We start from the raw sequence: 21,460 nt of genomic DNA, 5'->3' as shown, positions 1-21,460 counted from the left end.
TTGTGCCGCGAATCCGCCAAATAAAACGACGACCAGACCTCGGTATTACGCCGTTCAGCCCACAGGCGGGTGATTCCCCTCAGCAATCCGAAAAGGCGAAATGTCAGCGGCCACCGGGGTCGGCGTCTCGCTCGTTCTGACGCAGCTTGTTCCACGTCGAGGTGAGCTCGGCTCTGATGCGGGCGACGCGGACTCCGAAGGCCTCGCGGATCTCCTGGGCATCTACCTCGTCGGGGGCGCCGTGGTCGGGGTGCTCGGCGGTCATGGCGAGCGGGGTACCTCGCAGGGGCACTGACCCAAACGTGTCGCCCGTCACTCCCTAGGATCGAACAGGTGAGCACCCACCTCTACCTGCTGCGCCACGGCCAGACCGAGTGGTCCGAGAGCGGCAGGCACACGGGCCGCACCGACATCGAGCTGACGCCGGAAGGCGAGCAGCAGGCACGCCGCGCGGGCGCCACGCTCGCCCGGCTGCGCGGCACGGACCAGGCCCCCGCACTCGTGCTGACGAGCCCGCGCCGGCGTGCGACGAGAACCGCCGAGCTCGCCGGGCTCGAGATCACCGCGATGACCGAGGACCTCGCCGAGTGGGACTACGGCGACTACGAGGGCATCACCACGCCGCAGATCCGCGAGCGCGTGCCGGGGTGGACGGTGTGGACACACCCGATGCCGAACGGCGAGACGCACGCCGAGGTGCAGGAACGGGCCCGCAAGGTGCTCGGCGAGGTGCGCAAGATCCTTCCCGGCGGCGACGTGGTGCTCGTCGGGCACGGACACTTCAGCCGCGTGCTGATCGCCGCGTGGCTGGGACTGGCACCCGACCAGGGTGTCCACTTCGGACTGGACCCGGCCGGCACCTGCCAGCTGGGTGACGAGCGGGGCGACCCGCAGGTGCGCAGGCTCAACGTGCCTGCCTGGGAGGTGTGATGATCCGCCGGGTGGAACCGCGCGACGTCGACGCGGTCGTCGAGCTCGTGCACGAACTGGCGCTGTACGAACGGGCGCCGGAGCAGTGCCACCTCACCGCGGAACAGTTGCACACCGCGCTGTTCGGCGACAACCCCGCGCTGTTCGGACATGTGGCCGAAGTGGACGGTCAGGTCGTCGGAATGGCGTTGTGGTTCCTCAACTTCTCGACGTGGGACGGCGTGCACGGCATCTACCTCGAGGACCTCTACGTCACGCCGGAGCAACGAGGCAAGGGACTGGGCAAGAAACTCCTGGAAACACTTGCCCAGGAGTGCGTCGCCAAGGGCTACACGCGTCTGCAGTGGTCGGTGCTCAACTGGAACGAGCCGAGCATCAGGTTCTACGAGTCGCTGGGTGCCATCCCAATGGACGAGTGGACAGTGATGCGAGTGGCCGAAGAAGCGCTGCAGAAGCTCGGTTCTTCACTCTGAAGATTGACAGAAGGTCTCGAAAGGCTCACGAAACAGGCATTCCACACAGGACGGGTGCACGGTCCTGGCAGCGTCCCCGCACGCCGATCCCCCGGCACAAGTAAGCGTGGAAAGAAGGAAGACCGTGTACGAAGACTCCGGCAGCAGCACCGGATCCCTGATCTTCAGCCTTGTTTTCGCCGTCATCGTCATCGCCGGCATGTGGGCGACGTTCGCCAAGGCGGGCAAGCCGGGCTGGGCGGCGATCATCCCGATCTACAACCTCTACGTGCTGCTGAAGGTCGCGGGACGCCCCGGCTGGTGGCTGATCCTCTTCATCATCCCGCTCGTCAACTTCATCATGTCGATCATCGTGGCGATCGACGTCGCCAAGTCGTTCGGCAAGGGCGGCGCGTTCGGGTTCTTCCTGCTGGCGCTGCTCCCGTTCATCGGCTACCCGGTGCTCGGCTTCGGCAGCGCGCAGTACCGCGGTCCGGCCGCCGGTCAGGCCTAATAGGGCTGAGCCCGCACATCACTGAGAGGCCGGGTCTGTACTTCGGGCCCGGCCTTCACTATGGTCAGTAATGAAATCGTTTTCAGAACGTTTCAGACGCCGAGCAGCCGCCGCCCTCGACGCAGGACGAGGAAGGACCTCTCAACGATGAGGCGTCGACTGACCGGCGCGTTCGTCGCGCTAGCGGTGGTCGTGGCACCGGTGGGCGTGGCGAAGGCGGCCAGCTTCAACGTCAAGGACTACGGCGCGAAGGGCGACGGCAAGGCGATCGACTCGGTCGCCATCGACAAGGCCATCGCCGCGGCGTCGGCGGCGGGCAACGGCGTCGTCGAAATCCCGCCGGGCACCTACCTGTCGCGTTCGATCCACCTGAAGAGCAACGTCACGATCAACATCCAGCAGGGCGCGCGAATCGTGGCGTCCGGCAGCGGAATCGACGCACCGGAGTCCAACCCGAACTCGCGCTACCAGGACTTCGGGCACAGCCACTTCCGCAACGCGCTGCTGTGGGGCGAGAACGTCGAGAACATCAACTTCGCCGGCAAGGGCGTGATCGACGGCGCCAACAAACTCGAAACCGGCGAGAACATCCCCGCCGGCAAGGGCGACAAGATGCTGTCGCTCAAGTTCTGCAAGAACGTCAACATCACCGACGTGACGTTCCGCGAGGCCGGCCACTTCGCCATCATCACCAACGGCTGCAACGGGATGAAGCTCGACCGCATCACCGTCGACACCCCCGACGACCGCGACGGCATCAACTTCATCAACAGCTCCAACATCGAGCTGTCGAACTCCACGGTCGTCTCGAGCGACGACGCGGTGGCGTTCAAGAGCGACTACGCCACCGGCAAGACGTTCCTGTCGGAGAACAACATCGTCCGCGACTCGACCATCCAGTCGACGGAGAACAACGCCATCCAGTTCGGCTCGGAGACCTGCGGCAGCTTCAAGAACATCCAGTTCCGCAACCTCAAGGTCACCGGCGCCTCGAAGGCGGGCCTGGGCATGGTGTCGATGGACGGCGCGGTCATCGAGGACGTCCTCTACGACAACATCCAGCTCACGAAGACGGCCTCACCGATCTTCATCCACATCGGCAAGCGCGGCCGCTGCCCGGGCAACCCACCCACCGGCAAGATCCGCAACATCACCTACCGCAACATCACCGGCACGAACCTGACCGCACCGCGCGACATCCCCGGCGACCCCGAGTACGCGTCGACCATCTCAGGCCGCGCCGACTCGAAGATCACCGGCCTGACGTTCGACAACGTCCGCCTGACCGTTCCCGGTGGCCACAAGGAGTCGGACGCCTCGCGCGTGCCACCGGAGGTCTCCGGCGAGTACCCGCCGCGCATCTTCGGCGTGCGGCCCGCGTTCGGCTTCTGGATCCGCAACGCCTCCGACGTGAAGTTCCTCAACAGCACCATCGAGTTCGAGAAGGGCGACGGGCGGCCGGCGTTCACGACGGACAGCGTGTCCGGGATCTCGCTGACCGGCGTGAAGGTGGAGCGCAGCACCGGGGCGAGCGATCTGCTGTGGCGCAAGAGCAGCGGGACGTCGGTCACGGACAGCACTTCGACGTCGGGGCAGGCGCTGCGGGCGAGGACCAGCTAGACAGGAGGGCGTGACGACCTTCTGGGACGAGCAGGCGCCCGCGTGAAAACGCTGGGGAGCGCAGGGCCCCGCCCTCCTCGGGGGCCAGACCGGCCAATAAGCACTCTAGCCGCGAAAACCGCCTGTCAACCCGCCGTTCGGCGATCTGTGGACAGCTCGGGCCGTGGCGGCGAGTTGTCCACAGATCGGCCAGCGGCGCATTGACAACGCCGTCTCGCCGCTAAATTTGGTGCTCACTGAGTGGCGGTTAGTCCCCCGAGGAGGGTGGGGCCCGATTTCGGGCGCGAACTCGACCGATCCGCCTCACGTGATGGCGTCTGCGGACGTCGTGTTGGCGCGGCACGTGTTGTGGGCGTTGCCCGAGCCGGCGGCAGCGCTCAAGGCTTGGGTGCGGCTTCTTCGGCCTGCGGGGCGCCTTGTCCTCGTGGAAGGTCACTGGTCGACGGGGGCAGGTATGACGGCGGACGAGTGCCAGGCCCTTGTGCGCGGCGTTCGCGCAGAGGCAACGGTGACGTGGCTGAACGACCCCGCCCTGTGGGGACGCGAAATCGACGACGAGCGCTACCTGCTCGTCAGCCTCAAATAACGGGCATCGCCCGAGCCGGCGGCAGCGCTCGACGCTTGGGTGCGGCTTCTTCGGCCAGCGGGGCGCCTTGTCCTCGTGGAAGGTCACTGGTCCACGGGGGCAGGTCTGACGGCGGACGAGTGCCAGGCCCTTGTGCGCGGCGTTCGCGCAGAGGCAACGGTGACGCGGCTGAACGACCCCGCCCTGTGGGGACGCGAAATCGACGACGAGCGCTACCTGCTCGTCAGCCTCAAATAACGCCAACCGCGCCGTAAGTCGAGGCGTCCGCAGCGGCCGAGGTCCCCGGCAGCTCGCCGTCCGCCCTCCAGTGGGCGGCGAGCACCAGCCCCGGCTCCAGCAGCTTGAGTCCGCAGACGAACTCCTCCACGTCCTGCTTGGACCGCGGAATCAGCGTGCTGCCCAGGTCGCCGGACAACACGAGCAGGCGGTCCACGAGGTCCGGCTCGACGTCCTTGGTCAGGTGTGTCAGGGCCAGCACGCTGCCCTCGCACAGGGCGGCTCGGTAGCGGGCCACCACGCCGGCGGGCTCGTCGACGATGTACGGGAGGATGCCGACCATCAGCACGGCGGTGGGCTTGGTGAAGTCGATGAGGCGGCGCGTTTCCGGGTGGCGGAGCACGGCGCCCACGTCGCGCACGTCGGCTTGGACGATGGCGGCGCTCAGGTTGTCGCGCAGCATCGTGCGGGCGTGGGCCACGGTGACCGGGTCGTGGTCCACGTAGACGACGCTGCAGGACGGGTCGACGGACTGGGCCACCTCGTGGACGTTGCCCGCGGTCGGGATGCCGCTGCCCAGGTCGAGGAACTGGCGGATGCCCATCTCCTCCACGCACAGGCGCACCACGCGGCGGGAGAACGAGCGGATCGTGCGGGCCATTTCGGCTACCGGGAAGCGCTTGATGCTCTCCTCGGCCAGGACGCGGTCGACCGCGAAGTTGTGCGCGCCGCCGAGGTAGTAGTCGAAGAGGCGGGCCACATTTGGGCGTTCGGAATCGCCGTTTGTCGTCACCCGCTTCGGGCCGTCCTGCACTGCGCACCTCACCCTGCTGCTCCCGAGCGGCGCGAACGCTGGCAGCACGGTAACTGGCTACTCCGTTCGTGTCCATCCACCATTCGTGAACACGCAGGGTGATGACAGCCGTGTTTTCACAGGAACGCGGGGGCCTTCCGTTCCCCAGAGGGAAACGAAAGGCCCCCGCGTTCCCTCAGATCAGACGCCCGCGGTGCGACGGATCCAGTCGCGGTACGGGCCGTGGTTGATGCTGGTGTAGTTCGAGACGCTCCGGCGGTCCGAAGTGGACGCGACGCCGACCTGACGGCCGTTCGCGAACATCGGGCCGCCGGAGTCGCCGCCGGCCGCGATGCCGTCGATCTTGACCACCGAGATGGCGACGCCACCGCGGTAGTCCTGGCCGTTGGTGGTCGTGACCCGCGTGTTCGCGACCTTCAGGTAGCGGGACTGGCAGTTGATCTCCTGGCCGACGCAGGTGGCGCCCCAGCCGTAGAGCTGCACGGTGTCGCCCGCCTTGACGCTCGCGACGAGCGGGGAGAACGGCGCCGACATCGACGTGGTCACGTGCACCAGGGCCAGGTCGGCCGACGCGTGCTTGACGATGCGGTCGCCGGTGACGAGCTGGCCGCCGGACGTCTGGTCCAGGCTGCCCGCGCGGAACGTGTACCTGCCGGACGAGGCCACGCAGTGCTCAGCGGTCAGGATCCACTGAGGAGCGATCTTCGTCGCGGAGCAGTTCTCGCGGCCGTTCACGAAGAGACGGGCCGCGTAGGGGAAGTTCTGGGCGTAGCTGCCGCCGATGATCATCGGCGACATGTTCGGGTCCTCAGGCGCGGCCGAGGCCACGGGTGCGAGGGAGAGCGCCGCCAGGAAGGCGCCCGCGATCGCGGTCAAAACACGCATGGTTGGTCACCTCTTGTGTGCAGGGAGTGGTTAAGCAACCACGCACAGCTTCACTCCATCGTGTGACCGTGACCACCCTCCGTTAGTCGGCTTTGTCACCTTCGTTCACATCGGCCAGACCCATCGCCCACTGGCGGCCATCGCGGGTGAACAGCATTACGAGCACGACCACGCAGTAGATGCCGCCCAACGAACCGAGCAGCTGTTGCTCCGACGGCCCGTACGCGTACCAGGCACACCCGAGCAGCAGCAGCTGCGTGACGATGACGGGCGTGCGCGCGCCGTGATGGCCGCGGAACAACATGACCGACGCGAAGATCACGCCACCGAACCACAGCACGAGCACGCCGGCGGCGCCGAGGATCGGGCCGCCGGAAGGTGCGCCCTGAATCACCCTGACGACGAGCGCGACGGCCAGCGCGATGCCGCCGAGGCCCTCCAGCGAGGTGAGCGCGGCGGCGATGCGCACCGCGCGCGGCGGGGCCGGCGTCCCAGTGGTCACGACAGACCTTTCCTCACGTTCTGTACTGGTCACGGATCGTAGGCCACCCGGTTGGAGGGCTCACTCAGCACGTCCGGCGGGGGAAGATCAAGGGGCCTTCAGCGAGCCGGCGGTCGTCCGGGGTGCACTCGTCTGCGAGGCGCACGCGGTGCTAGCGGAAGGGAGATTTGGGCCACTTTCGTGAAGCTGGAGCCACCCTGAGGGAGGACATGCGCGCCGCTGACGGTCACGCACTGTCTTACTCTGCAGTAGTGCGCGCTCTTCTCGTGGTGAATCCGCAGGCGACTACAACGACGCCGGCGGGCCGTGACGTGTTGGCGCACGCGCTCGCCAGCGACGTGAAGCTGGAGATCATCGAGACCTGCTACCGCGGCCACGCGGCGGACGCCGCGAGCCATGCCGCGGAAGGCGGGTTCGACCTGGTCATCGCCCACGGCGGCGACGGCACGGTCAACGAGGTGGTCAACGGCATCCTGCGGGGCGGCCCACGCCCCGACAAGCCGATGCTCGGCGTCGTGCCGGGCGGATCGGCGAACGTCTTCGCGGGCGCGCTCGGCATCCCTCGCGATCCCGTCGAGGCCACGCACGTCCTGCTTCAGTCGATCGAGCACGGCACCCGGCGCCGGATCGGGCTCGGCCAGGTCTTCTCGGACGTCGTCGAAGGCGGCAAGGGCCGCTGGTTCACCTTCAACGCCGGCATGGGCCTGGACGCCGACGTCGTCGCCGGGGTGGAGAAGAAGCGGGCCAAGGGCCGCAACGCGAGCCCCGCTCTCTACCTGAGCGTCGCCATCAAGGCTTATGCGCAGAACGTCCGCAAACCGCAGCACTTCACGGTCGAGGTTCCGGGAGAGCCGCCGTTCAACGACGTCGGCATGGTGTTCGTGTCGAACACCGACCCGTGGACGTACTTCGGCGACAAGGCGATCCAGCTCAACCCGAGCACGTCGTTCGACGGCGGCCTGGGCCTGAGCGCGCTGAAGACCCTGCGCGTGCCCACCGTCGGCCGCTACGTCGCCCAGGTCCTCGCGACCGGCAATCCCAAGGGCGGGAATCTCGTTCGGCGCGACGACGTGGGTTATGTCAGAGTGAAGTGCGAGGAGCCCGCCAACCTCCAGGTCGACGGTGATTTCCTCGGCAGGACCACGGCGGTGGAGTTCCGGGCAGTCCCCCACGCGTTGACTGTTGCCGTATAAGCGACTTGACAGTCCGTGATCGGTTCGTGACCGTCTCGGTACTCACCCGGGATGTACTGCAGTCGAGTGACAGCAGAGCGTGAAACCGCAGGTGAACACTGTCGATCTTTTGGGTGAGTTCACTCACCGGGTCAGTGCTAACCCCTTGACATCCCAGCCGTTCGTGAAAGCATTCACAAGCACCCCAAAACGACCGCTGACAACCGGCGTGCCCTTGTGCGCGCCTAGCTGAGGAGTAGTTCCAATGGACTGGCGCCACCGCGCGATCTGCCGCGACGAGGACCCCGAGCTGTTCTTCCCCGTTGGGAACAGTGGTCCCGCGCTGCTTCAGATCGCCGAGGCGAAGACCGTCTGCCGCCGTTGCCCCGTCGTCTCCGACTGCCTCGCGTGGGCGCTGGAGAGCGGCCAGGACGCCGGCGTCTGGGGCGGGATGAGCGAAGACGAGCGCCGCGCTCTCAAGCGCCGCAACGCCCGCACGCGGGCCCGCAGCAACGCCTGACCAGGCAGTTGGCCGCGTAGACAGACACATAAAGAAGAGCCCGACACCGTGCCAGGTGTCGGGCTCTTCTTTTGTTTGCACACCCTCCCGCATGACCACGTGAGACCGCTGAGGCTGGCCGTCACGTGTGCACGGCGTTAGTTTAGCGCCGCCCTCTGAGCGGTACGCGCAGGACCGCCTCTGTACCGCCTCGGGGCCTCCGCCGCAAGCTCAACGAGCCTCTCAATTCGGAATCGACAAGGGTCCGAACGATCTGCAGACCGAGACGATCGGTGCGCTCCAGGGAGAAACCGGGCGGAAGCCCCTTGCCGTCGTCGGAGACCGTCACGTCCAGCCACTTGGCGGACCGCTCGGAGTGCACGACGACCTCTCCGCGCTGGCCAGGGGCGTAGGCGTGCTCGAAGGCGTTCTGCACGAGCTCGGTCAGCACCATCACCAGCGGAGTCGCGATCTCGGCGGGAACCACCCCGAAACCACCCTCGCGGCGCACCTTCACCTGGGTCTCGGTGACCGCCACGTCGCTCATCATCGGGATCACCTTGTCGACCACGTCGTCGAGGTCGACCCGCTCGTCCACGGACATCGACAACGTCTCGTGAACCAGTGCGATGGAAGTCACACGACGCACCGACTCGGCCAGCGCCTCCTTGGCCTCCGGGTTCGTCAACCTGCGGCTTTGCAGCCTGAGCAACGCGGCCACGGTCTGCAGGTTGTTCTTCACCCGGTGGTGGATCTCGCGGATCGTGGCGTCCTTCGACATCAACGCGCGGTCGCGCCGGCGCACCTCGGTGACGTCGCGGCACAGCACGATGGCGCCCGCGGCCTGCCCACGTGGCCGAAGGGGCAAAGACCGGAACAGCACGGCCGCGCCGCGCCGTGACTCGGCCTCCATGCGCATGGACGGCTGTCCGTCCAACGCCTGCCGTATGCGCTGAGCGACCTCCGTGGCGTCGAACGGGTCGCCGATGAGGCTGCGGGTCAACGGCGCGAGGTGCACGCCGACGAGGTCGGAGGCGTGGCCCATGCGGTGATACGCCGACAGCGCGTTCGGCGAGGCGAACACCACGGCACCGGACGGGTCGAGCCTGATCAGGCCGTCTCCGACGCGCGGGCTGGTGTGCACGTCCGGCGACGGTTCGGGCGCGGGGAACGTGCCGTCGGCGATCATCTGGCACAGGTCGGCCGCGCTGCCGAGGTAGGAGATCTCCAACGGCGACGGCACGCGCGGGACCGCCAGGTTCGTGCTGCGGCTCAGCACCGCGATGACCTGGGTGCCCAGCCGCACCGGGATGGTTTCGCGCCGCACGGGCACGCCCAGGTGCCAGCGCGGGTCCTCCTCGCGGCAGATCCGCTGCTCGTCGATGGCCCGGCGCAGCTGCGGGTGTTCCTCGGCGTCCACCTCGCTGCCGACCACGTCCTCCGGGTGCGCGGTGGGGGCCGTCGTGGGACGGGCCTGGGCGACGCAGAGGAACTTGTGGTCGTCCAGCGGCACGTACATGAGGAAGTCCGCGAACGACAGGTCGGAGAGGAGCTGCCACTCGGCGACGACCAGCTGGAGGTGGTCGACGGCGGCGCCGGAGAGCTTCGTGTGCTCGGCCAGCAGGTCCGTGAGCGTGCTCAGAACTCCTCCATGCGAAACTGGACGTTGAAGCAGTTCTGATCCTAGGAGACACCGATGTCGAAGCGTGCCCGCAAGCGCCGCGACCGCAAGAAGGGTGGCGCGAACCACGGGAAGCGCCCCAACGCCTGAGTGCTGTTAGAACGATGAAGGGCTCCTTCATCCACGTGAGGTGGATGAAGGAGCCCTTCATCGTGTGAATCAGCTCTCGCGGATCTCCACGATCGTGGCCCGGATGCGCGCCTTCAGCTCGGACGGGGCGAGGTCCCCGCCGCACTTGCGGGCGAGCAGCGCCTTGAGGTGCTCCTCCAGCCCGAACTGCTCCAGGCACGGATGGCACTCGTCGAGGTGCGTCTGGAGCGCCTCGCGCCGCTTCTGGTCGCACTCCTGGTCGAGGAACAGCCAGACCTCGGACAGGACCTCAGAGCAATCGGTGTCATGGGGTTCGCCGCAGTTCATGACGCGTCTCCGTTGTTGCCTCGGAGGAATCCACGCTCACGTGCGACGTCGGCCAGCATGTCGCGGAGCTGGCGACGGCCCCGGTGCAACCGGGACATCACCGTGCCGATCGGGGTGCCCATGATGTCTGCGATCTCCTTGTACGCGAAGCCTTCGACATCGGCGAGGTAGACCGCGATCCGGAACTCCTCCGGCAACCGCTGCAATGCTTCCTTGACGTCGCTGTCGGGCAGGTTGTCGAGTGCCTCGACCTCTGCGCTGCGCAGCCCGGTCGAGGTGTGGCTCTCCGCCTGCGCCAGCTGCCAGTCAGTGATCTCGTCCGTCGGCTGCTGAACGGGCTGGCGCTGCTTCTTGCGGTAGCCGTTGATGTAGGTGTTCGTCAGGATCCGGTACAACCAGGCCTTGAGGTTCGTGCCCTCCGAGAAGGACTCGAACGCCGAGTAGGCCTTGAGGAACGTCTCCTGCACCAGGTCCTCGGCATCGGCCGGGTTGCGCGTCATGCGCAGGGCCGCCGAGTACAGCTGGTCGAGCATCGGCATGGCGTCGCGCTCGAAACGCGCGGCACGCTCCGCCGTCGTCTCCGTTGTGCCGGTGGCGGGCACCGCGCTCCCTTCCCACAGGTCCTGGGTCGGGTCTGACTCTACGCGGGGCCGCTCGAGCATGTTCGTCACCACGTCCTCACCAACAACGGACATGCTGGTAGTAATTCCGCATGGCCGGACGTGGGACGCCCGCCACAGCGCTGCTGGACAAGCAGCGGGTGGCGCACACCTTGCACTCGTACGAGCACGACCCCCGCCACGAGTCCTACGGGCTGGAGGCGGCGGAGGCCCTCGGGCTGGAGCCCGGCCGCGTCTTCAAGACGCTCGTGGCCGAGGTGGACGGCAAGCTCGCGGTGGGTGTCGTGCCGGTGACGTCCCAGCTCGACCTCAAGGGGCTAGCCGCAGCGTTGAAGGGCAAGAAGGCCAAGATGGCCGTCGTCGCCGACGCCGAACGCGCGACCGGTTATGTCGCCGGTGGAATTTCTCCGCTCGGGCAGAAGAAGCGACTGCCCGTTGTGCTCGACGAGTCGGCGTCGAATTTCGAAACCATTTTCTGCAGCGCGGGCAGGCGTGGCCTCGAAGTCGAGATCACGCCTGCCGATCTGGTGCGACTCACCAATGCGGTGGTCGCGCGAATCAGCGCTTAGCTGACCGGCGCCGTGATGCCACCCATCCGGACGTTCGTGCCGATACCCGACTTCGGCCACGCGATGGTGACCAGGTCACCCGTCGTGCCCTGGCCGGGCAGGTTGAAGCGGACGAACGCCGGGTAGATCTGAGGACTCTTGAGGTCCGACGCCACGTAGGTGGCGGCGTAGAGGCCGTCGCCGACCGACGTCTCGGTGTACGGAGGCTGGCCTCCGTTCTGGGAGGCGTTCATGTTGTTGCCCTGGGCGTCGAGGAAGCGCACGTTGCTCACGGTGCCGCCGATCCGGCAGGAGGCACCCTCCGCGGCGACGAACTTGATCATGTGCGCCTTGCTGGTCGAAGGCGACGGCGAGTGCATGTCGTGGACGCTGATCGCCAGATCGTCGCCGGTGCACCACGGGGTCGCAGCCTCAGTGCCGGAAGCCTGAGCGACCGAAGTCGCCACGACGGCCAACGCGGCAGAACCGACCAGTGCGGCGACGGTTGCGATCGTGCGGTAGTTACGCATGTGTTGGTCCCCGAATTCGTAAAGATCTGCGATTTCCCCTACGCCCGGAGATGACGTCGCCGATCCCCATTCGGTTGCTCGAACAAGGAAATTCGTGCTTTTGGCCGATTCCCGTCTCGATTGGCGCTATTCGCCGGTTTGGCCGTCGATCGACTCCCTGAGCAGGTCGGCGTGGCCGTTGTGCCGCGAGTACTCCTCGATCATGTGGGTGAGAATCCACCGCAGCGTCGGCGTGCGGCCGTCCTTCCACGGCGGCCTGCGGGCGAACTGGCCGAGATCACCGGTCTCAAGCGCCTCGGCCAGGTCCCGCCTGGACTGCTCGACGCTGGCCTGCCAGAGTGCGCGCAACTGGTCGGGCGAGTCGTGCCGGGCGGAGTGCCAGTCCCAGTCGATGTCGCTCAGCCAGTCGACGCTCGCCCACGGTTCGCGGCGGTCGCGCCCGAGCAGGACGTAGTGGAACCACTCCTGCTCCACGTAGGAGATGTGTTTGAGCATGCCGCCGAGGGTCATGGACGACCTCGCGGTGGTCTGGTTCAGCTGCTCCGCGGTGAGGCCCTCGGTCTTCCACGCGAGGGTGGCGCGGTGGAACTCCAGGAAGCCCGTCAGGGTGGCGAGCTCGTCGCCGTCCATCGGAGGCTCGGGACGACCCTGCTCGTCGAAGTCGCTCATGGGCGAGATCCCAGCCGAAGTCGTAGAGTGCCACCACTTGGTCTAGACCACATGGGAGGCAGTCGTGCGCATCCTCGACCTCGACCGCACCGGGCTGGCCGCGCTCGAGGGAGGTGAGCTCACGCGGGCCGTGGCCGCCTCGGAAGGCCGCACGATGGTCGCCGAGGTGTTCGCCGACCGCGCCGCGCTGTCGTTCGACGGCGTTTCCGGCGTGCACAACGCGGAACTGATGGCCGCGTTCGGTGCCGACGTCGTCGTGCTGAACATGATCAACCGGGTCTGGGACGGCTCGACGTTCCGCTTCCCCGGTCTCGGCGAACTCCCGAGCCTGCGCGCGCTGGCCGAGAAGATCGGCCGGCCGATCGGCGTCAACCTGGAGCCCGGCACGGTCCCGGAACTGCGCAAGGCCACCCGCGACAACGCACAGCGGCTGGCGGACGCCGGTGCGGCGCTGATCGTGCTGACCGCCAACCCCAGCACCGACGGTTCGCTGGACGGCATGGCGCGCGCGACCGAAGAGATCCAGACCGAGGCGGCGCTGTGGGTCGGCAAGATGCACCACGCCGGTCACCCGGAGTCGATCACCGCGCAGAAGCTCGCGAATCTCGTCGACGCGGGCGCGGACGGCGTCATCCTCCCGATTCCCGGCACACTTCCCGGTGTCACGAGGGAAGCCGCCGCGGAAGCGGTCGCAGCCGTCCACGAGAAGAACGCGATCGTCATGGGCGCGATCGGCACGTCACAGGAAGGCGCGCACACCAACCTCGTGCCGCAACTGGCGCTCACGGCCAAGGAGATCGGCGTCGACGCGCACCACATCGGCGACTGCTTCCTGCCGGGCATGGGCGACCCCGAGCTGCTCTACGCCTACTCGGTGGCCGTCAGGGGCCGGAGGCACACGTGGACCCGGATGGCGCGCTAGTCCAACGGCCTGAGCACGCGGTCCAGCCATTCGCCGACGCACCGGCCCACGTCCGCCACCGACGCCTTCAGCGAGTGGTCGCCCTTCAGCAGCACCACTTCGCGGTGATGGCCGGACGGCGGCTGACCGAACGGGTCGTTCTCGCCCTGCACCACGAGGGTCGCGACCTCGACGCCGTCCAGCTCCGCCAGGCGCGACTTCTCCGGCTTGCCCGGCGGGTGCACCGGGAACGCGAGGCACAGCACCGCGACCGCCTGTCCCTCGACCGACGTGCGGCAGGCCACGCGCGCGCCCGACGACCGGCCCCCGAACACCAGGGGCAGACCGTCGAACCAGCGTTCGCCGAGATCGTCGACGACGGAGAGCCACGCGGTGTCGAGCTGCGTGGCCGGTGCGGGGGCACGGCGGCCCGCGACGCGGTAGGGCTGCTCGATCAGGGCCACGTGCACGCCGACGGCGTTCGCGGCGTGGCACGCGGCGACCAGATCCGGGGCTTCGACGCCGCCGCCGGCGCCGTGGCCGAGCAGCAAAGCCGCGCGCGGCTCGTGGGCACAGTGCAGCGAGGCCCGCGCCGGGCCGTGCGGCGTGTCCACCAACAGCGTCGTCACGACAGCTCGAACAACGTGGGTGCGGGCTTCTCTTCTTCGTTGAGAGAGACGCGTTCCATCAGGGACGGGTTGTTGTTCTTCACGCTGTTCACCGCCATCGACACAGGACGCAGCTCCAACGCGTCGACGATCGAGGGATCCGGGGCCAGCAGCTCGGACGGATCCAGCGACGTCGGGTCCAGCCACGCCGACCAACGGTCCCGAGGCAGCAACAACGGCATGCGGTGGTGCACCTCGGTCATCGCGCCGATGGCGTCCGTGGTGAGCACCGCGCACGTGACCGTGGGGACGTCGTCCTTCCACCACACCGACCAGATGCCGGCCATCGCCAGAGACGCGCCATCGCCGAGGGTGATGAAGTACGGCTGTTTGCGCCCCTCGCCCGGCTGCCATTCGTACCAGCCGTCGGCGGGCAGGATGCAGCGGCGTTTCATCGCGGACTGCTTGTAGGCGGGCTTGGTCAGCACGCTCTCCGCGCGCGCGTTGATCATCTTCGCCGCGCCGGAGAGGTCCTTCGCCCAGTGCGGGACCAGCCCCCAGCGCATGACGCGGATGCTGCGCTCCAGCTCCTCGTCCTCGGGTTTGCGCTCGACCACCGCCATGACGTGCTTGGTGGGAGCGATGTTGTAGTCCGCCCCCGGCGCCTCGTCGCCGGTTGCGTCCACCGCGTCGAACTCGGCAGCCAGCAGCGCCGGGTCCTTGGTGGAGGCGTACCTACCACACAAAACCGATCACCTCCGAAGTCGTCATCGTCGCACGTCGGGAACACCTGTGCGAGCCGCCCCACTGGGCATGCGGGATCATTTGCCCATGACTCAGCACTGGTCAGCCCCCAGCGCACCTGGTCCAGTCCACGCGACCGTGCCGGTGCCCGGCTCGAAGTCGATCACGAACCGCGTCCTGGTGCTCGCGGCACTGGCCGACGGGCCCTCCACGGTGCACGCACCGTTGCGCAGCCGGGACACCGTGTTGATGGCGGCTGCCCTCTCTTCGCTGGGCGTCACGTTCACCGACCGGGAGGACGGCGGCTGGGACGTGACGCCGGGCCTGCTGCGCGGTCCTGCCGACGTCGACTGCGGTCTGGCCGGCACCGTCATGCGGTTCCTGCCGCCCGCCGCCGCGATCGCCGAGGGCGAGATCCGGTTCGACGGCGACCCGCACGCGCGCAAGCGGCCGATGAGCACCGTGCTGGGTGCGTTGCGGTCGCTGGGCGCGGACGTCGAGGGTGACGCGCTGCCGTTCACGTTGCGCGGCACGGGATCGCTGCCCGGTGGTGAGGTGACGATCGACGCGTCGGGCTCGTCGCAGTTCGTGTCCGGGCTGCTGCTGTCCGGTGCGCGGTACGACAAGGGCGTCACGGTCCGGCACGACGGCAAGCCCGTGCCTTCGTTGCCGCACATCGACATGACGGTCGAGACGCTGCGATCCGCCGGTGTCCGGGTGGAGACCGGCGCGAACCTCTGGCACGTCGAGCCGGGCCCGATCGCCGCCCGCACGTGGCACGTGGAGCCGGACCTGTCGAACGCGACGGTGTTCCTGGCGGCGGCCGCGGTGACCGGTGGCGAGGTGACGGTTCCGCACTGGCCTTCTGTCACGACTCAGGCCGGTGACGCCGTGCGCGACATCCTGCGGCGCATGGGCTGCTCCGTCGAGCTGTCGGAGCAGGGTCTGACGGTGCGCGGGCCGGAGAAGCTGTCCGGTTTGGACATCGACCTGCACGACGAGAGCGAGCTGACGCCGACGGTCGCGGCCCTGGCGGCGCTGGCAGAGGGACGGACGATCATCCGCGGTGTCGCGCACATCCGCGGTCACGAGACCGACCGGATCGCGGCGCTGGTCAACGAGATCAACGCGCTGGGCGGCACCGCGACGGAGACCGAGGACGGCCTGATCATCGATCCCGCTCCGCTGCACGGCGGCGTGTGGAAGGCCTACGCCGACCACCGGATGGCCACTGCGGGCGCGATCATCGGGCTGGTGGTGCCGGGCGTGTCCGTCGACGACATCGGGTCGACCACCAAGACGATCCCCGACTTCCCAGGAATGTGGGACGCCATGCTCACGGAGGCGCGTTGACGTGAGCAAGCGGGACTGGCGCAAGCTCGACGAGTCCGACGTGCGCGTGCGCCCCGGCAAGGGCAGCAGGCCGCGCAGCAAGAGGCGGCCCGACCACGCCGACGCCGAGAGCGCGATGGTGATCGGCGTGGACAGGGGCCGCTGGACGTGCGCGCTGGAGACCGGTGTCGTGGTGACCGCGATGAGGGCGCGGGAGCTCGGCCGCACCCCGGTCGTCGTCGGCGACCAGGTCGGCATCGTCGGTGACACGTCGGGCCAGCCGGACACGCTGGCCCGCATCGTGCGCGTCGAGGAACGCACCTCGGTGCTGCGCAGGACCGCGGACGACACCGACCCGTTCGAACGCGTCGTCGTCGCGAACGCCTCCCAGCTCGTCATCGTGTGCGCGCTGGCCGATCCCCCGCCGCGCACGGGTTTCATCGACCGGTGCCTGGTCGCCGCCTACGCGGGCGGCCTGGAACCGGTGCTGTGCCTGACGAAGTCTGACCTCGCCTCCGCGGACTCGCTGCTCGCGCTGTACACCGAGCTCGACGTGCCGGTGATCGTGACGCGGTTCGACGAGGAGCCCGCCGAGCTGCGGGCCCGGCTGACGGACACGGTGTCGTGCCTGATCGGCCACTCCGGCGTCGGCAAGTCCACTTTGGTCAACAAGCTCGTGCCGGACGCGAACCGCGCGGTGGGCGTGGTGTCCGGCGTCGGCAAGGGCCGGCACACCTCGACCCAGGCCGTGGCGCTGCGGTTGCCGGAGGGCGGCTGGGTCGTGGACACGCCGGGCATCCGCTCGTTCGGCCTGGCGCACATCACGCCGGACGACATCGTGAAGGCGTTCCCGGACTTCGCCGAGGCCGCAGAGGAGTGCCCGCCCGGCTGCGGCCACCTCGGCGCGCCCGAGGACCCCGGCTGCATGTTGGACGAGCTGGTGCCGGACGCGCCCGGCCGGCTGGCGTCGTTGCGGCGGCTGCTCGCGTCCCGCGCGGGGCTGGACGACCACGCGGACTGACCTGCGAGAGTGGGTGTCGTGATCAGGTATCTGGGACTCGTCGCGCTCGTGGCGCTGACGGCGTGCACCGCACAACAGCCCGCTCCCCCGAAGTTCGCGGACATCGACCCGTGCACGTTGCTGGCCTCCGGCGACGCGGGCACCCTCACCGGTACGTCCAAGGGCGAGCGGGCGTGCGACTTCGCGTTCGACTCGCTGAAGGTTCGGCTGACGCTGCGGACCGAGAAGTTCGCGGACGCATCGCAGCGCCTGCAGTCCGACGGCGGCTACGGCGCGGTGGTGAACGACCACCCGATGACCCGCCGTTGCACCGATGCGTCCGGGACGGTGACGTGTGAGGGCGTCGTCGAAGCGCGGGACGGTCAGCTCATCGGGCTGACGGTGGTGCAGCGCAGCAACGACCCCAACGTGGTCGGGCAGACCACCCAAGGACTCGCCGCGAAGGCACTGGAACGGCTGCCTGTCACGTCCTGACGCGCTGTCTCGTCCCCCTGTCATGAAGGTTTTCGTGATCGGTGCGACGGGTGTGCTCGGACGGGAAGCGCTGCCGCGGCTGCGGGCGGCCGGACACGAGGTCGGGGTGCTGGACCGGCGCACCACCTCGATGTTCGACGCTGATCAGCTCGCCGAAGCGCTGACGGGCTACGACGCCGTCATCAACCTCGCCACCCGCATCCCGCTCAGCGCGAAGGCCGTCATGGCGAGCGCTTGGGCGGAGAACGACCGCATCCGCACCGAGGGCAGCGCCGCGGTGGTCGCGGCGGCCCGGCGCGCGGGGGTCGAGCGGATCGTGCAGGAGGGCATCTCCTTCGTCTATGAGGACGGTGGTGATCGCGAGCTCGACGAGACCGCGCCCATCAGACCGGTCGGGCACATCGCCAGTTCGGTGCGGGCTCAGCACAACGTGCTCGCGCACCCCGGCGGTGTGTTCCTGCGCATCGGGTTGCTGACCGGCGGCGAGGCCATGTCGCCGCCGGTGCTCGTGGGCGACGGGTGGATGTCGGTCGTGCACCCCGGAGACGCGGCGGCCGCGGCCATCGCGGTCTTGACCGCGCCACCGGGGATCTACAACGTCGGGTCGCCGGTGTTGAAGCGGGACGTGGGCATCACCCGGCTGCCGAGGTTCCTGGGCAGGTTCGCGGCCGCGTTCGAGGTGTTCGGGCGGTCGCAGCGGGTGGTGAGCACGAAGCTCACCGACGCCACCGGCTGGAAACCCACAATCCACTAGCCCATGTGCGGATAGGTGTGATCGGTCGGCGGCACCAGGGTTTCCTTGATGGCCCGCGGGCTCGTCCAGCGCTGCAGGTTGTAGATCGAGCCCGCCTTGTCGTTGGTGCCGGAGCCGCGCGAGCCACCGAACGGCTGCTGCCCGACGACCGCGCCGGTCGGCTTGTCGTTGACGTAGAAGTTGCCCGCCGCGAACCGCAAAGCCTTGTGCGCCTGCGTGATGGCGGCGCGGTCGCGGGCGAAGACAGCGCCGGTCAACGCGTACGGCGTGGAGTTCTCGATGGTCTCCATGATGTTCGCGTACTCCGCGTCCTCGTAGACGTGCACGGCGAGGATCGGGCCGAAGTACTCGGTCGTGAAGATGTCGTGGTGCGGGTCGGTGCCCAGCAGCACCGTCGGGTCGACGAAGTAGCCCACCGAGTCGTCGCACGTGCCGCCCGCCAGCACCTCGACCGACGTGGACGCGGACGCCATCAGCAGCGCGTCCTTGTGCTTGGCGAACGCGCGGTGGTCGATCACCGCCCCGCCGAACGCCGACAGGTCCGTGACATCGCCGTACGACAAGGACTTCGTGACGTCGAGCAGGCGTTCGCGGACCTCGCTCTCCCACAACGAACGGGCGACGTACGCGCGGGAGGCCGCCGAGCACTTCTGGCCCTGGTACTCGAAAGCGCCGCGGACGAGCCCCGTGACGAGTGCCTTGGGGTCCGCCGACGCGTGGGCCAGCACGAAGTCCTTGCCGCCGGTCTCGCCGACGACGCGCGGGTAGGAGCGGTAGTGGTCGAGATTGCTCGCCATGGTCTGCCACAGCGCCTTGAACGTCCGGGTGGAACCGGTGAAGTGCAGGCCGGCGAAGAACCTGTCGCGCAACGCCACCTCGCTCACGGCCTGGCCGTCGCCGGTGACGAGGTTGATCACGCCCGGCGGCAGGCCCGCCTCCTCCAGCAGGCGCATGGTGAAGTGCGCGGCGAGCTGCTGCGTCGGCGACGGCTTCCACACCACCGTGTTGCCCATCAGCGCGGGCGCGAGCGGCAGGTTGCCGGCGATGGCGGTGAAGTTGAACGGCGTGATCGCCACGACGAACCCGTCGAGCGGCCGGTGGTCCATCCGGTTCCACACGCCGGGGCTCGACACCGGCTGCTCTTGCAGGATCCGGCGGCCGAAGTGGACGTTGAAGCGCAGGAAGTCGATCAGCTCGCACGCCGAGTCGATCTCGGCCTGCTGCACGGACTTCGACTGCCCGAGGATCGTGGCGGCGTTGAGGGTGTCGCGCCACGGCCCGCTCAGCAGGTCGGCTGCTCTGAGCAGCACCGCGGCCCGTTCGTCGAACGGCAGCTCCTGCCAGCCAGGTGCGGCGTGCTGGGCGGCTCTCATGGCGTCCGCGACGTCGGCTTTCGTCGCCTGCGCCGTCACACCGAGCACGTGCCGGTGGTCGTGCGGCTGGACCACGTCGATGCGGTCACCACCGGCCATGCGCTGCTGACCGCCGATGGTCATGGTCAGCTCGTGGGTGGTGCCTTCGAGTTCCGCGATGCGTGCCTGCAGGCTGGCACGTTCGGCGCTACCAGGAGCGTAGGTGTGCACCGGCTCGTTGACCGGTTCGGGTGCAGACGTTACGGCGTCCATTCCCCCATCGTGGCACGCGGTAGTAGGGTCCGTCGGGTGGCGCGGGTGACTGGTATCGGTGGGGTTTTCCTGCGTTCCAGAGATCCTGTGCGCCTGGCCGCCTGGTACCGCGACAACCTCGGCGTGCCGATGAGCGAAAAGGGCACCGTCACCTTCCACTGGCTCGACACCGCGACGTCCGAACGTCCTGGCACGACGACGATGGCGTTGTTCGCCCAGGACACCGACTACATCGGCGAACCGCACCAGCGCACGATGCTGAACCTGCGCGTCGACGACCTGCCGTCGTTGATGGCGAAGCTGAAGGCGCGCGGCGTCGAGGTGCTGCCGGACACCGAGGACTCGGAGTTCGGGCGGTTCGGGTGGTGCGTCGACCCGGAGGGCAACCGGATCGAGCTGTGGGAGCCTGCGGAGGGCATGTGAAGCCGCACGAGGCGGTGCGCGCGCTGCGGGAGTGGCAGCACGACGACGCGCCCTTTCAGCTTCATCCGGGTGATCTGGGCTGGTACTGGCGGTTCGGCGAGGAGGCGACGGCCGCCGCTGTCCGGACCTGGAGCCGCGACGGGCGGATTCTCGCCGTCGGGCTGCTCGACGGACCAGAGCTGTTGCGGCTCACGATCGCGCCGGACGCGCGGCAGGACGAGGACCTGGCGAGGCAGCTGGCCGAGGACGTGCTGTCGTCGGAGGCGGTGTACCTCGAATCCCCTGTGGGCACGCGGTTCAAGGAGCTGATGTTCGAGAACGGGTGGCAGCTCGACGAACCGTGGACGCCGCTGCGCCGCGACCTCACCGAGCCGGTGCCGGATCCCGGCGTGCGGGTCGAGGTGATCGGGCCGGAGCAGGCACACCTGCACGCGGCGGTGATCAGGGCGTCGTTCGAGAAGTCGACGTTCACCGACGAGCGCTGGCACGCGATGGCGGGCGGCCCCGCGTACGCCGACGCCCGTTGCCTCGTCGCGTACGACGGGGACGACGCGGCCGCGGCGGTGACCGTGTGGTCAGCGGGGCCTGGCAGGCCTGGGCTGCTCGAACCGATGGGCGTGCACCGTGATCACCGGGGCCGCGGCCACGGCAGGGCGATCACCCTCGCCGCGGCAGCAGCGCTGCGGGACCTCGGGTCGTCGAGCGCGCTCGTCTGCACGCCCAGCTCGAACGCCGGCGCCGTCGCCACCTACCGGTCGGCCGGGTTCGAGCAGCTGCCCGAGGTCTACGACCAGCGTCGCGGCTAGTGGTGTGGCGCGCCCACGGACAACTCGCCGTCGATGAAGGGACCCTTCCTTCACCTGACGTGTGAACCGCTCCCCGGAAGTTGGACTGGTAATCCAGTTCCGGCTCTCGGGGAGTGG

The 21,460-nt window shown here is 68.5% G+C and carries 28 protein-coding genes; 16 read left to right on the top strand and 12 right to left on the bottom strand.

Annotation, left to right across the window (positions count from 1 at the left end; genetic code table 11):
• Positions 1–103: 103 nt before the first annotated feature.
• Positions 104–292: a hypothetical protein gene (locus tag IEZ09_RS31425; RefSeq protein ID WP_189257429.1), complete on the bottom strand. Its 189-nt coding sequence runs from the start codon at positions 290–292 to the stop codon at positions 104–106.
• A 41-nt stretch (positions 293–333) separates the two neighbouring features.
• On the opposite strand from IEZ09_RS31425, the gene IEZ09_RS31420 reads away from it, so the two are divergent.
• From IEZ09_RS31420 to IEZ09_RS31400, 5 genes are all read left to right on the top strand, one after another.
• The gene (locus IEZ09_RS31420) at positions 334–930 is read left to right on the top strand and encodes a histidine phosphatase family protein (RefSeq protein WP_189257428.1); all 597 of its coding nucleotides are present in this window, start codon (positions 334–336) and stop codon (positions 928–930) included.
• The gene (locus tag IEZ09_RS31415; RefSeq protein WP_189257427.1) at positions 930–1,403 is read left to right on the top strand and encodes a GNAT family N-acetyltransferase; all 474 of its coding nucleotides are present in this window, start codon (positions 930–932) and stop codon (positions 1,401–1,403) included. Before IEZ09_RS31420 ends, IEZ09_RS31415 begins: the two co-directional genes overlap by 1 nt.
• Positions 1,404–1,527: 124 nt before the next feature.
• On the top strand, positions 1,528–1,896 hold the full coding sequence (locus IEZ09_RS31410; protein WP_189257426.1) for a DUF5684 domain-containing protein: 369 nt from the start codon (positions 1,528–1,530) through the stop codon (positions 1,894–1,896).
• A 147-nt stretch (positions 1,897–2,043) separates the two neighbouring features.
• Complete coding sequence (locus tag IEZ09_RS31405) at positions 2,044–3,516, top strand: glycoside hydrolase family 28 protein (protein WP_189257425.1); 1,473 nt, start codon at positions 2,044–2,046, stop codon at positions 3,514–3,516.
• A 163-nt stretch (positions 3,517–3,679) separates the two neighbouring features.
• The gene (locus IEZ09_RS31400; protein ID WP_368856203.1) at positions 3,680–4,102 is read left to right on the top strand and encodes a class I SAM-dependent methyltransferase; all 423 of its coding nucleotides are present in this window, start codon (positions 3,680–3,682) and stop codon (positions 4,100–4,102) included.
• Positions 4,103–4,331: 229 nt separating this feature from the next.
• Here IEZ09_RS31400 and IEZ09_RS31395 read toward each other — a convergent pair whose 3' ends face one another.
• The 3 genes from IEZ09_RS31395 to IEZ09_RS31385 form a co-directional block, all read right to left on the bottom strand.
• Positions 4,332–5,144 (bottom strand): SAM-dependent methyltransferase, encoded by an 813-nt coding sequence (locus IEZ09_RS31395; protein WP_189257423.1) that lies wholly within the window; start codon positions 5,142–5,144, stop codon positions 4,332–4,334.
• A 168-nt stretch (positions 5,145–5,312) separates the two neighbouring features.
• Positions 5,313–6,017 (bottom strand): S1 family peptidase, encoded by a 705-nt coding sequence (locus tag IEZ09_RS31390; RefSeq protein ID WP_189257422.1) that lies wholly within the window; start codon positions 6,015–6,017, stop codon positions 5,313–5,315.
• 82 nt (positions 6,018–6,099) lie between these two features.
• A complete protein-coding gene (locus IEZ09_RS31385) occupies positions 6,100–6,519 on the bottom strand; it encodes a hypothetical protein (RefSeq protein ID WP_229813121.1) in 420 nt (139 codons plus the stop codon).
• Positions 6,520–6,770: 251 nt separating this feature from the next.
• Between IEZ09_RS31385 and IEZ09_RS31380 the strand changes: the two genes are divergently transcribed.
• Together IEZ09_RS31380 and IEZ09_RS31375 are read left to right on the top strand one after the other, a co-directional pair.
• Positions 6,771–7,712 carry a diacylglycerol/lipid kinase family protein gene (locus IEZ09_RS31380; RefSeq protein WP_229813120.1) on the top strand — a complete coding sequence of 314 codons (942 nt, stop codon included), beginning with the start codon at positions 6,771–6,773 and terminating at the stop codon, positions 7,710–7,712.
• Between the two features lie 244 nt (positions 7,713–7,956).
• Positions 7,957–8,211, top strand: coding sequence for a WhiB family transcriptional regulator (locus IEZ09_RS31375; RefSeq protein ID WP_015104912.1), 255 nt, complete (start codon positions 7,957–7,959; stop codon positions 8,209–8,211).
• 142 nt (positions 8,212–8,353) lie between these two features.
• On the opposite strand, the gene IEZ09_RS31370 is transcribed toward IEZ09_RS31375, so the two are convergent.
• Complete coding sequence (locus IEZ09_RS31370) at positions 8,354–9,865, bottom strand: sensor histidine kinase (protein WP_502255049.1); 1,512 nt, start codon at positions 9,863–9,865, stop codon at positions 8,354–8,356.
• A 21-nt stretch (positions 9,866–9,886) separates the two neighbouring features.
• On the opposite strand from IEZ09_RS31370, the gene IEZ09_RS48155 reads away from it, so the two are divergent.
• On the top strand, positions 9,887–9,961 hold the full coding sequence (locus tag IEZ09_RS48155; RefSeq protein WP_096498094.1) for a 50S ribosomal protein bL37: 75 nt from the start codon (positions 9,887–9,889) through the stop codon (positions 9,959–9,961).
• A gap of 69 nt (positions 9,962–10,030) precedes the next feature.
• Here the strand turns inward: IEZ09_RS48155 and rsrA are convergent, their stop codons facing one another.
• Positions 10,031–10,288 carry a mycothiol system anti-sigma-R factor gene (rsrA, locus tag IEZ09_RS31365; protein WP_189257419.1) on the bottom strand — a complete coding sequence of 86 codons (258 nt, stop codon included), beginning with the start codon at positions 10,286–10,288 and terminating at the stop codon, positions 10,031–10,033.
• Positions 10,285–10,950: a sigma-70 family RNA polymerase sigma factor gene (locus tag IEZ09_RS31360; RefSeq protein ID WP_229813119.1), complete on the bottom strand. Its 666-nt coding sequence runs from the start codon at positions 10,948–10,950 to the stop codon at positions 10,285–10,287. Before IEZ09_RS31360 ends, rsrA begins: the two co-directional genes overlap by 4 nt.
• Before the next feature lie 50 nt (positions 10,951–11,000).
• Here IEZ09_RS31360 and ybaK point away from each other — a divergent pair, with 50 nt between their 5' ends.
• Positions 11,001–11,477, top strand: coding sequence for a Cys-tRNA(Pro) deacylase (ybaK, locus tag IEZ09_RS31355; RefSeq protein WP_189257418.1), 477 nt, complete (start codon positions 11,001–11,003; stop codon positions 11,475–11,477).
• Here the strand turns inward: ybaK and IEZ09_RS31350 are convergent.
• Together IEZ09_RS31350 and IEZ09_RS31345 are read right to left on the bottom strand one after the other, a co-directional pair.
• Positions 11,474–11,986 carry a hypothetical protein gene (locus IEZ09_RS31350; RefSeq protein ID WP_189257417.1) on the bottom strand — a complete coding sequence of 171 codons (513 nt, stop codon included), beginning with the start codon at positions 11,984–11,986 and terminating at the stop codon, positions 11,474–11,476. The two genes, ybaK and IEZ09_RS31350, sit on opposite strands and share 4 nt — an antisense overlap.
• A 126-nt stretch (positions 11,987–12,112) precedes the next feature.
• The gene (locus IEZ09_RS31345; protein WP_189257416.1) at positions 12,113–12,655 is read right to left on the bottom strand and encodes a DinB family protein; all 543 of its coding nucleotides are present in this window, start codon (positions 12,653–12,655) and stop codon (positions 12,113–12,115) included.
• Positions 12,656–12,719: 64 nt separating this feature from the next.
• Here IEZ09_RS31345 and IEZ09_RS31340 point away from each other — a divergent pair, with 64 nt between their 5' ends.
• Entirely contained in the window at positions 12,720–13,577 is an 858-nt protein-coding gene (locus IEZ09_RS31340) for a DUF7916 family protein (RefSeq protein ID WP_189257415.1), read from the top strand.
• On the opposite strand, the gene IEZ09_RS31335 is transcribed toward IEZ09_RS31340, so the two are convergent.
• Both IEZ09_RS31335 and IEZ09_RS31330 read right to left on the bottom strand, forming a co-directional pair.
• A complete protein-coding gene (locus IEZ09_RS31335) occupies positions 13,574–14,185 on the bottom strand; it encodes an alpha/beta hydrolase family protein (RefSeq protein ID WP_189257414.1) in 612 nt (203 codons plus the stop codon). The two genes, IEZ09_RS31340 and IEZ09_RS31335, sit on opposite strands and share 4 nt — an antisense overlap.
• Positions 14,182–14,910: an SOS response-associated peptidase gene (locus IEZ09_RS31330; protein WP_189257413.1), complete on the bottom strand. Its 729-nt coding sequence runs from the start codon at positions 14,908–14,910 to the stop codon at positions 14,182–14,184. Before IEZ09_RS31330 ends, IEZ09_RS31335 begins: the two co-directional genes overlap by 4 nt.
• Before the next feature lie 85 nt (positions 14,911–14,995).
• Here IEZ09_RS31330 and aroA point away from each other — a divergent pair, with 85 nt between their 5' ends.
• From aroA to IEZ09_RS31310, 4 genes are read left to right on the top strand one after another with little or no spacing between them, the layout of a single operon-like run.
• On the top strand, positions 14,996–16,261 hold the full coding sequence (gene aroA, locus IEZ09_RS31325) for a 3-phosphoshikimate 1-carboxyvinyltransferase (protein WP_189257412.1): 1,266 nt from the start codon (positions 14,996–14,998) through the stop codon (positions 16,259–16,261).
• Between the two features lies 1 nt (position 16,262).
• Entirely contained in the window at positions 16,263–17,261 is a 999-nt protein-coding gene (gene rsgA, locus IEZ09_RS31320) for a ribosome small subunit-dependent GTPase A (protein WP_189257411.1), read from the top strand.
• 18 nt (positions 17,262–17,279) lie between these two features.
• Positions 17,280–17,735: a hypothetical protein gene (locus tag IEZ09_RS31315; protein WP_189257410.1), complete on the top strand. Its 456-nt coding sequence runs from the start codon at positions 17,280–17,282 to the stop codon at positions 17,733–17,735.
• A gap of 22 nt (positions 17,736–17,757) precedes the next feature.
• Positions 17,758–18,489, top strand: coding sequence for an NAD-dependent epimerase/dehydratase family protein (locus tag IEZ09_RS31310; RefSeq protein WP_189257409.1), 732 nt, complete (start codon positions 17,758–17,760; stop codon positions 18,487–18,489).
• On the opposite strand, the gene pruA is transcribed toward IEZ09_RS31310, so the two are convergent.
• On the bottom strand, positions 18,486–20,114 hold the full coding sequence (pruA, locus tag IEZ09_RS31305) for an L-glutamate gamma-semialdehyde dehydrogenase (RefSeq protein WP_189257408.1): 1,629 nt from the start codon (positions 20,112–20,114) through the stop codon (positions 18,486–18,488). The genes IEZ09_RS31310 and pruA overlap by 4 nt on opposite strands.
• Before the next feature lie 36 nt (positions 20,115–20,150).
• On the opposite strand from pruA, the gene IEZ09_RS31300 reads away from it, so the two are divergent.
• Positions 20,151–20,537, top strand: a complete 387-nt coding sequence (locus IEZ09_RS31300; RefSeq protein ID WP_189257407.1) for a VOC family protein — start codon at positions 20,151–20,153, stop codon at positions 20,535–20,537.
• A complete protein-coding gene (locus tag IEZ09_RS31295) occupies positions 20,534–21,343 on the top strand; it encodes a GNAT family N-acetyltransferase (protein WP_229813118.1) in 810 nt (269 codons plus the stop codon). Before IEZ09_RS31300 ends, IEZ09_RS31295 begins: the two co-directional genes overlap by 4 nt.
• Positions 21,344–21,460: the final 117 nt, after the last annotated feature.

The sequence above is a fragment of the Lentzea flava genome (genome assembly GCF_014648475.1).
Classification (GTDB): domain Bacteria; phylum Actinomycetota; class Actinomycetes; order Mycobacteriales; family Pseudonocardiaceae; genus Lentzea; species Lentzea flava.
The sequence above is the reverse complement of the archived record's forward strand: the minus strand, read 5'-3'. Positions and strand labels throughout refer to the sequence as shown.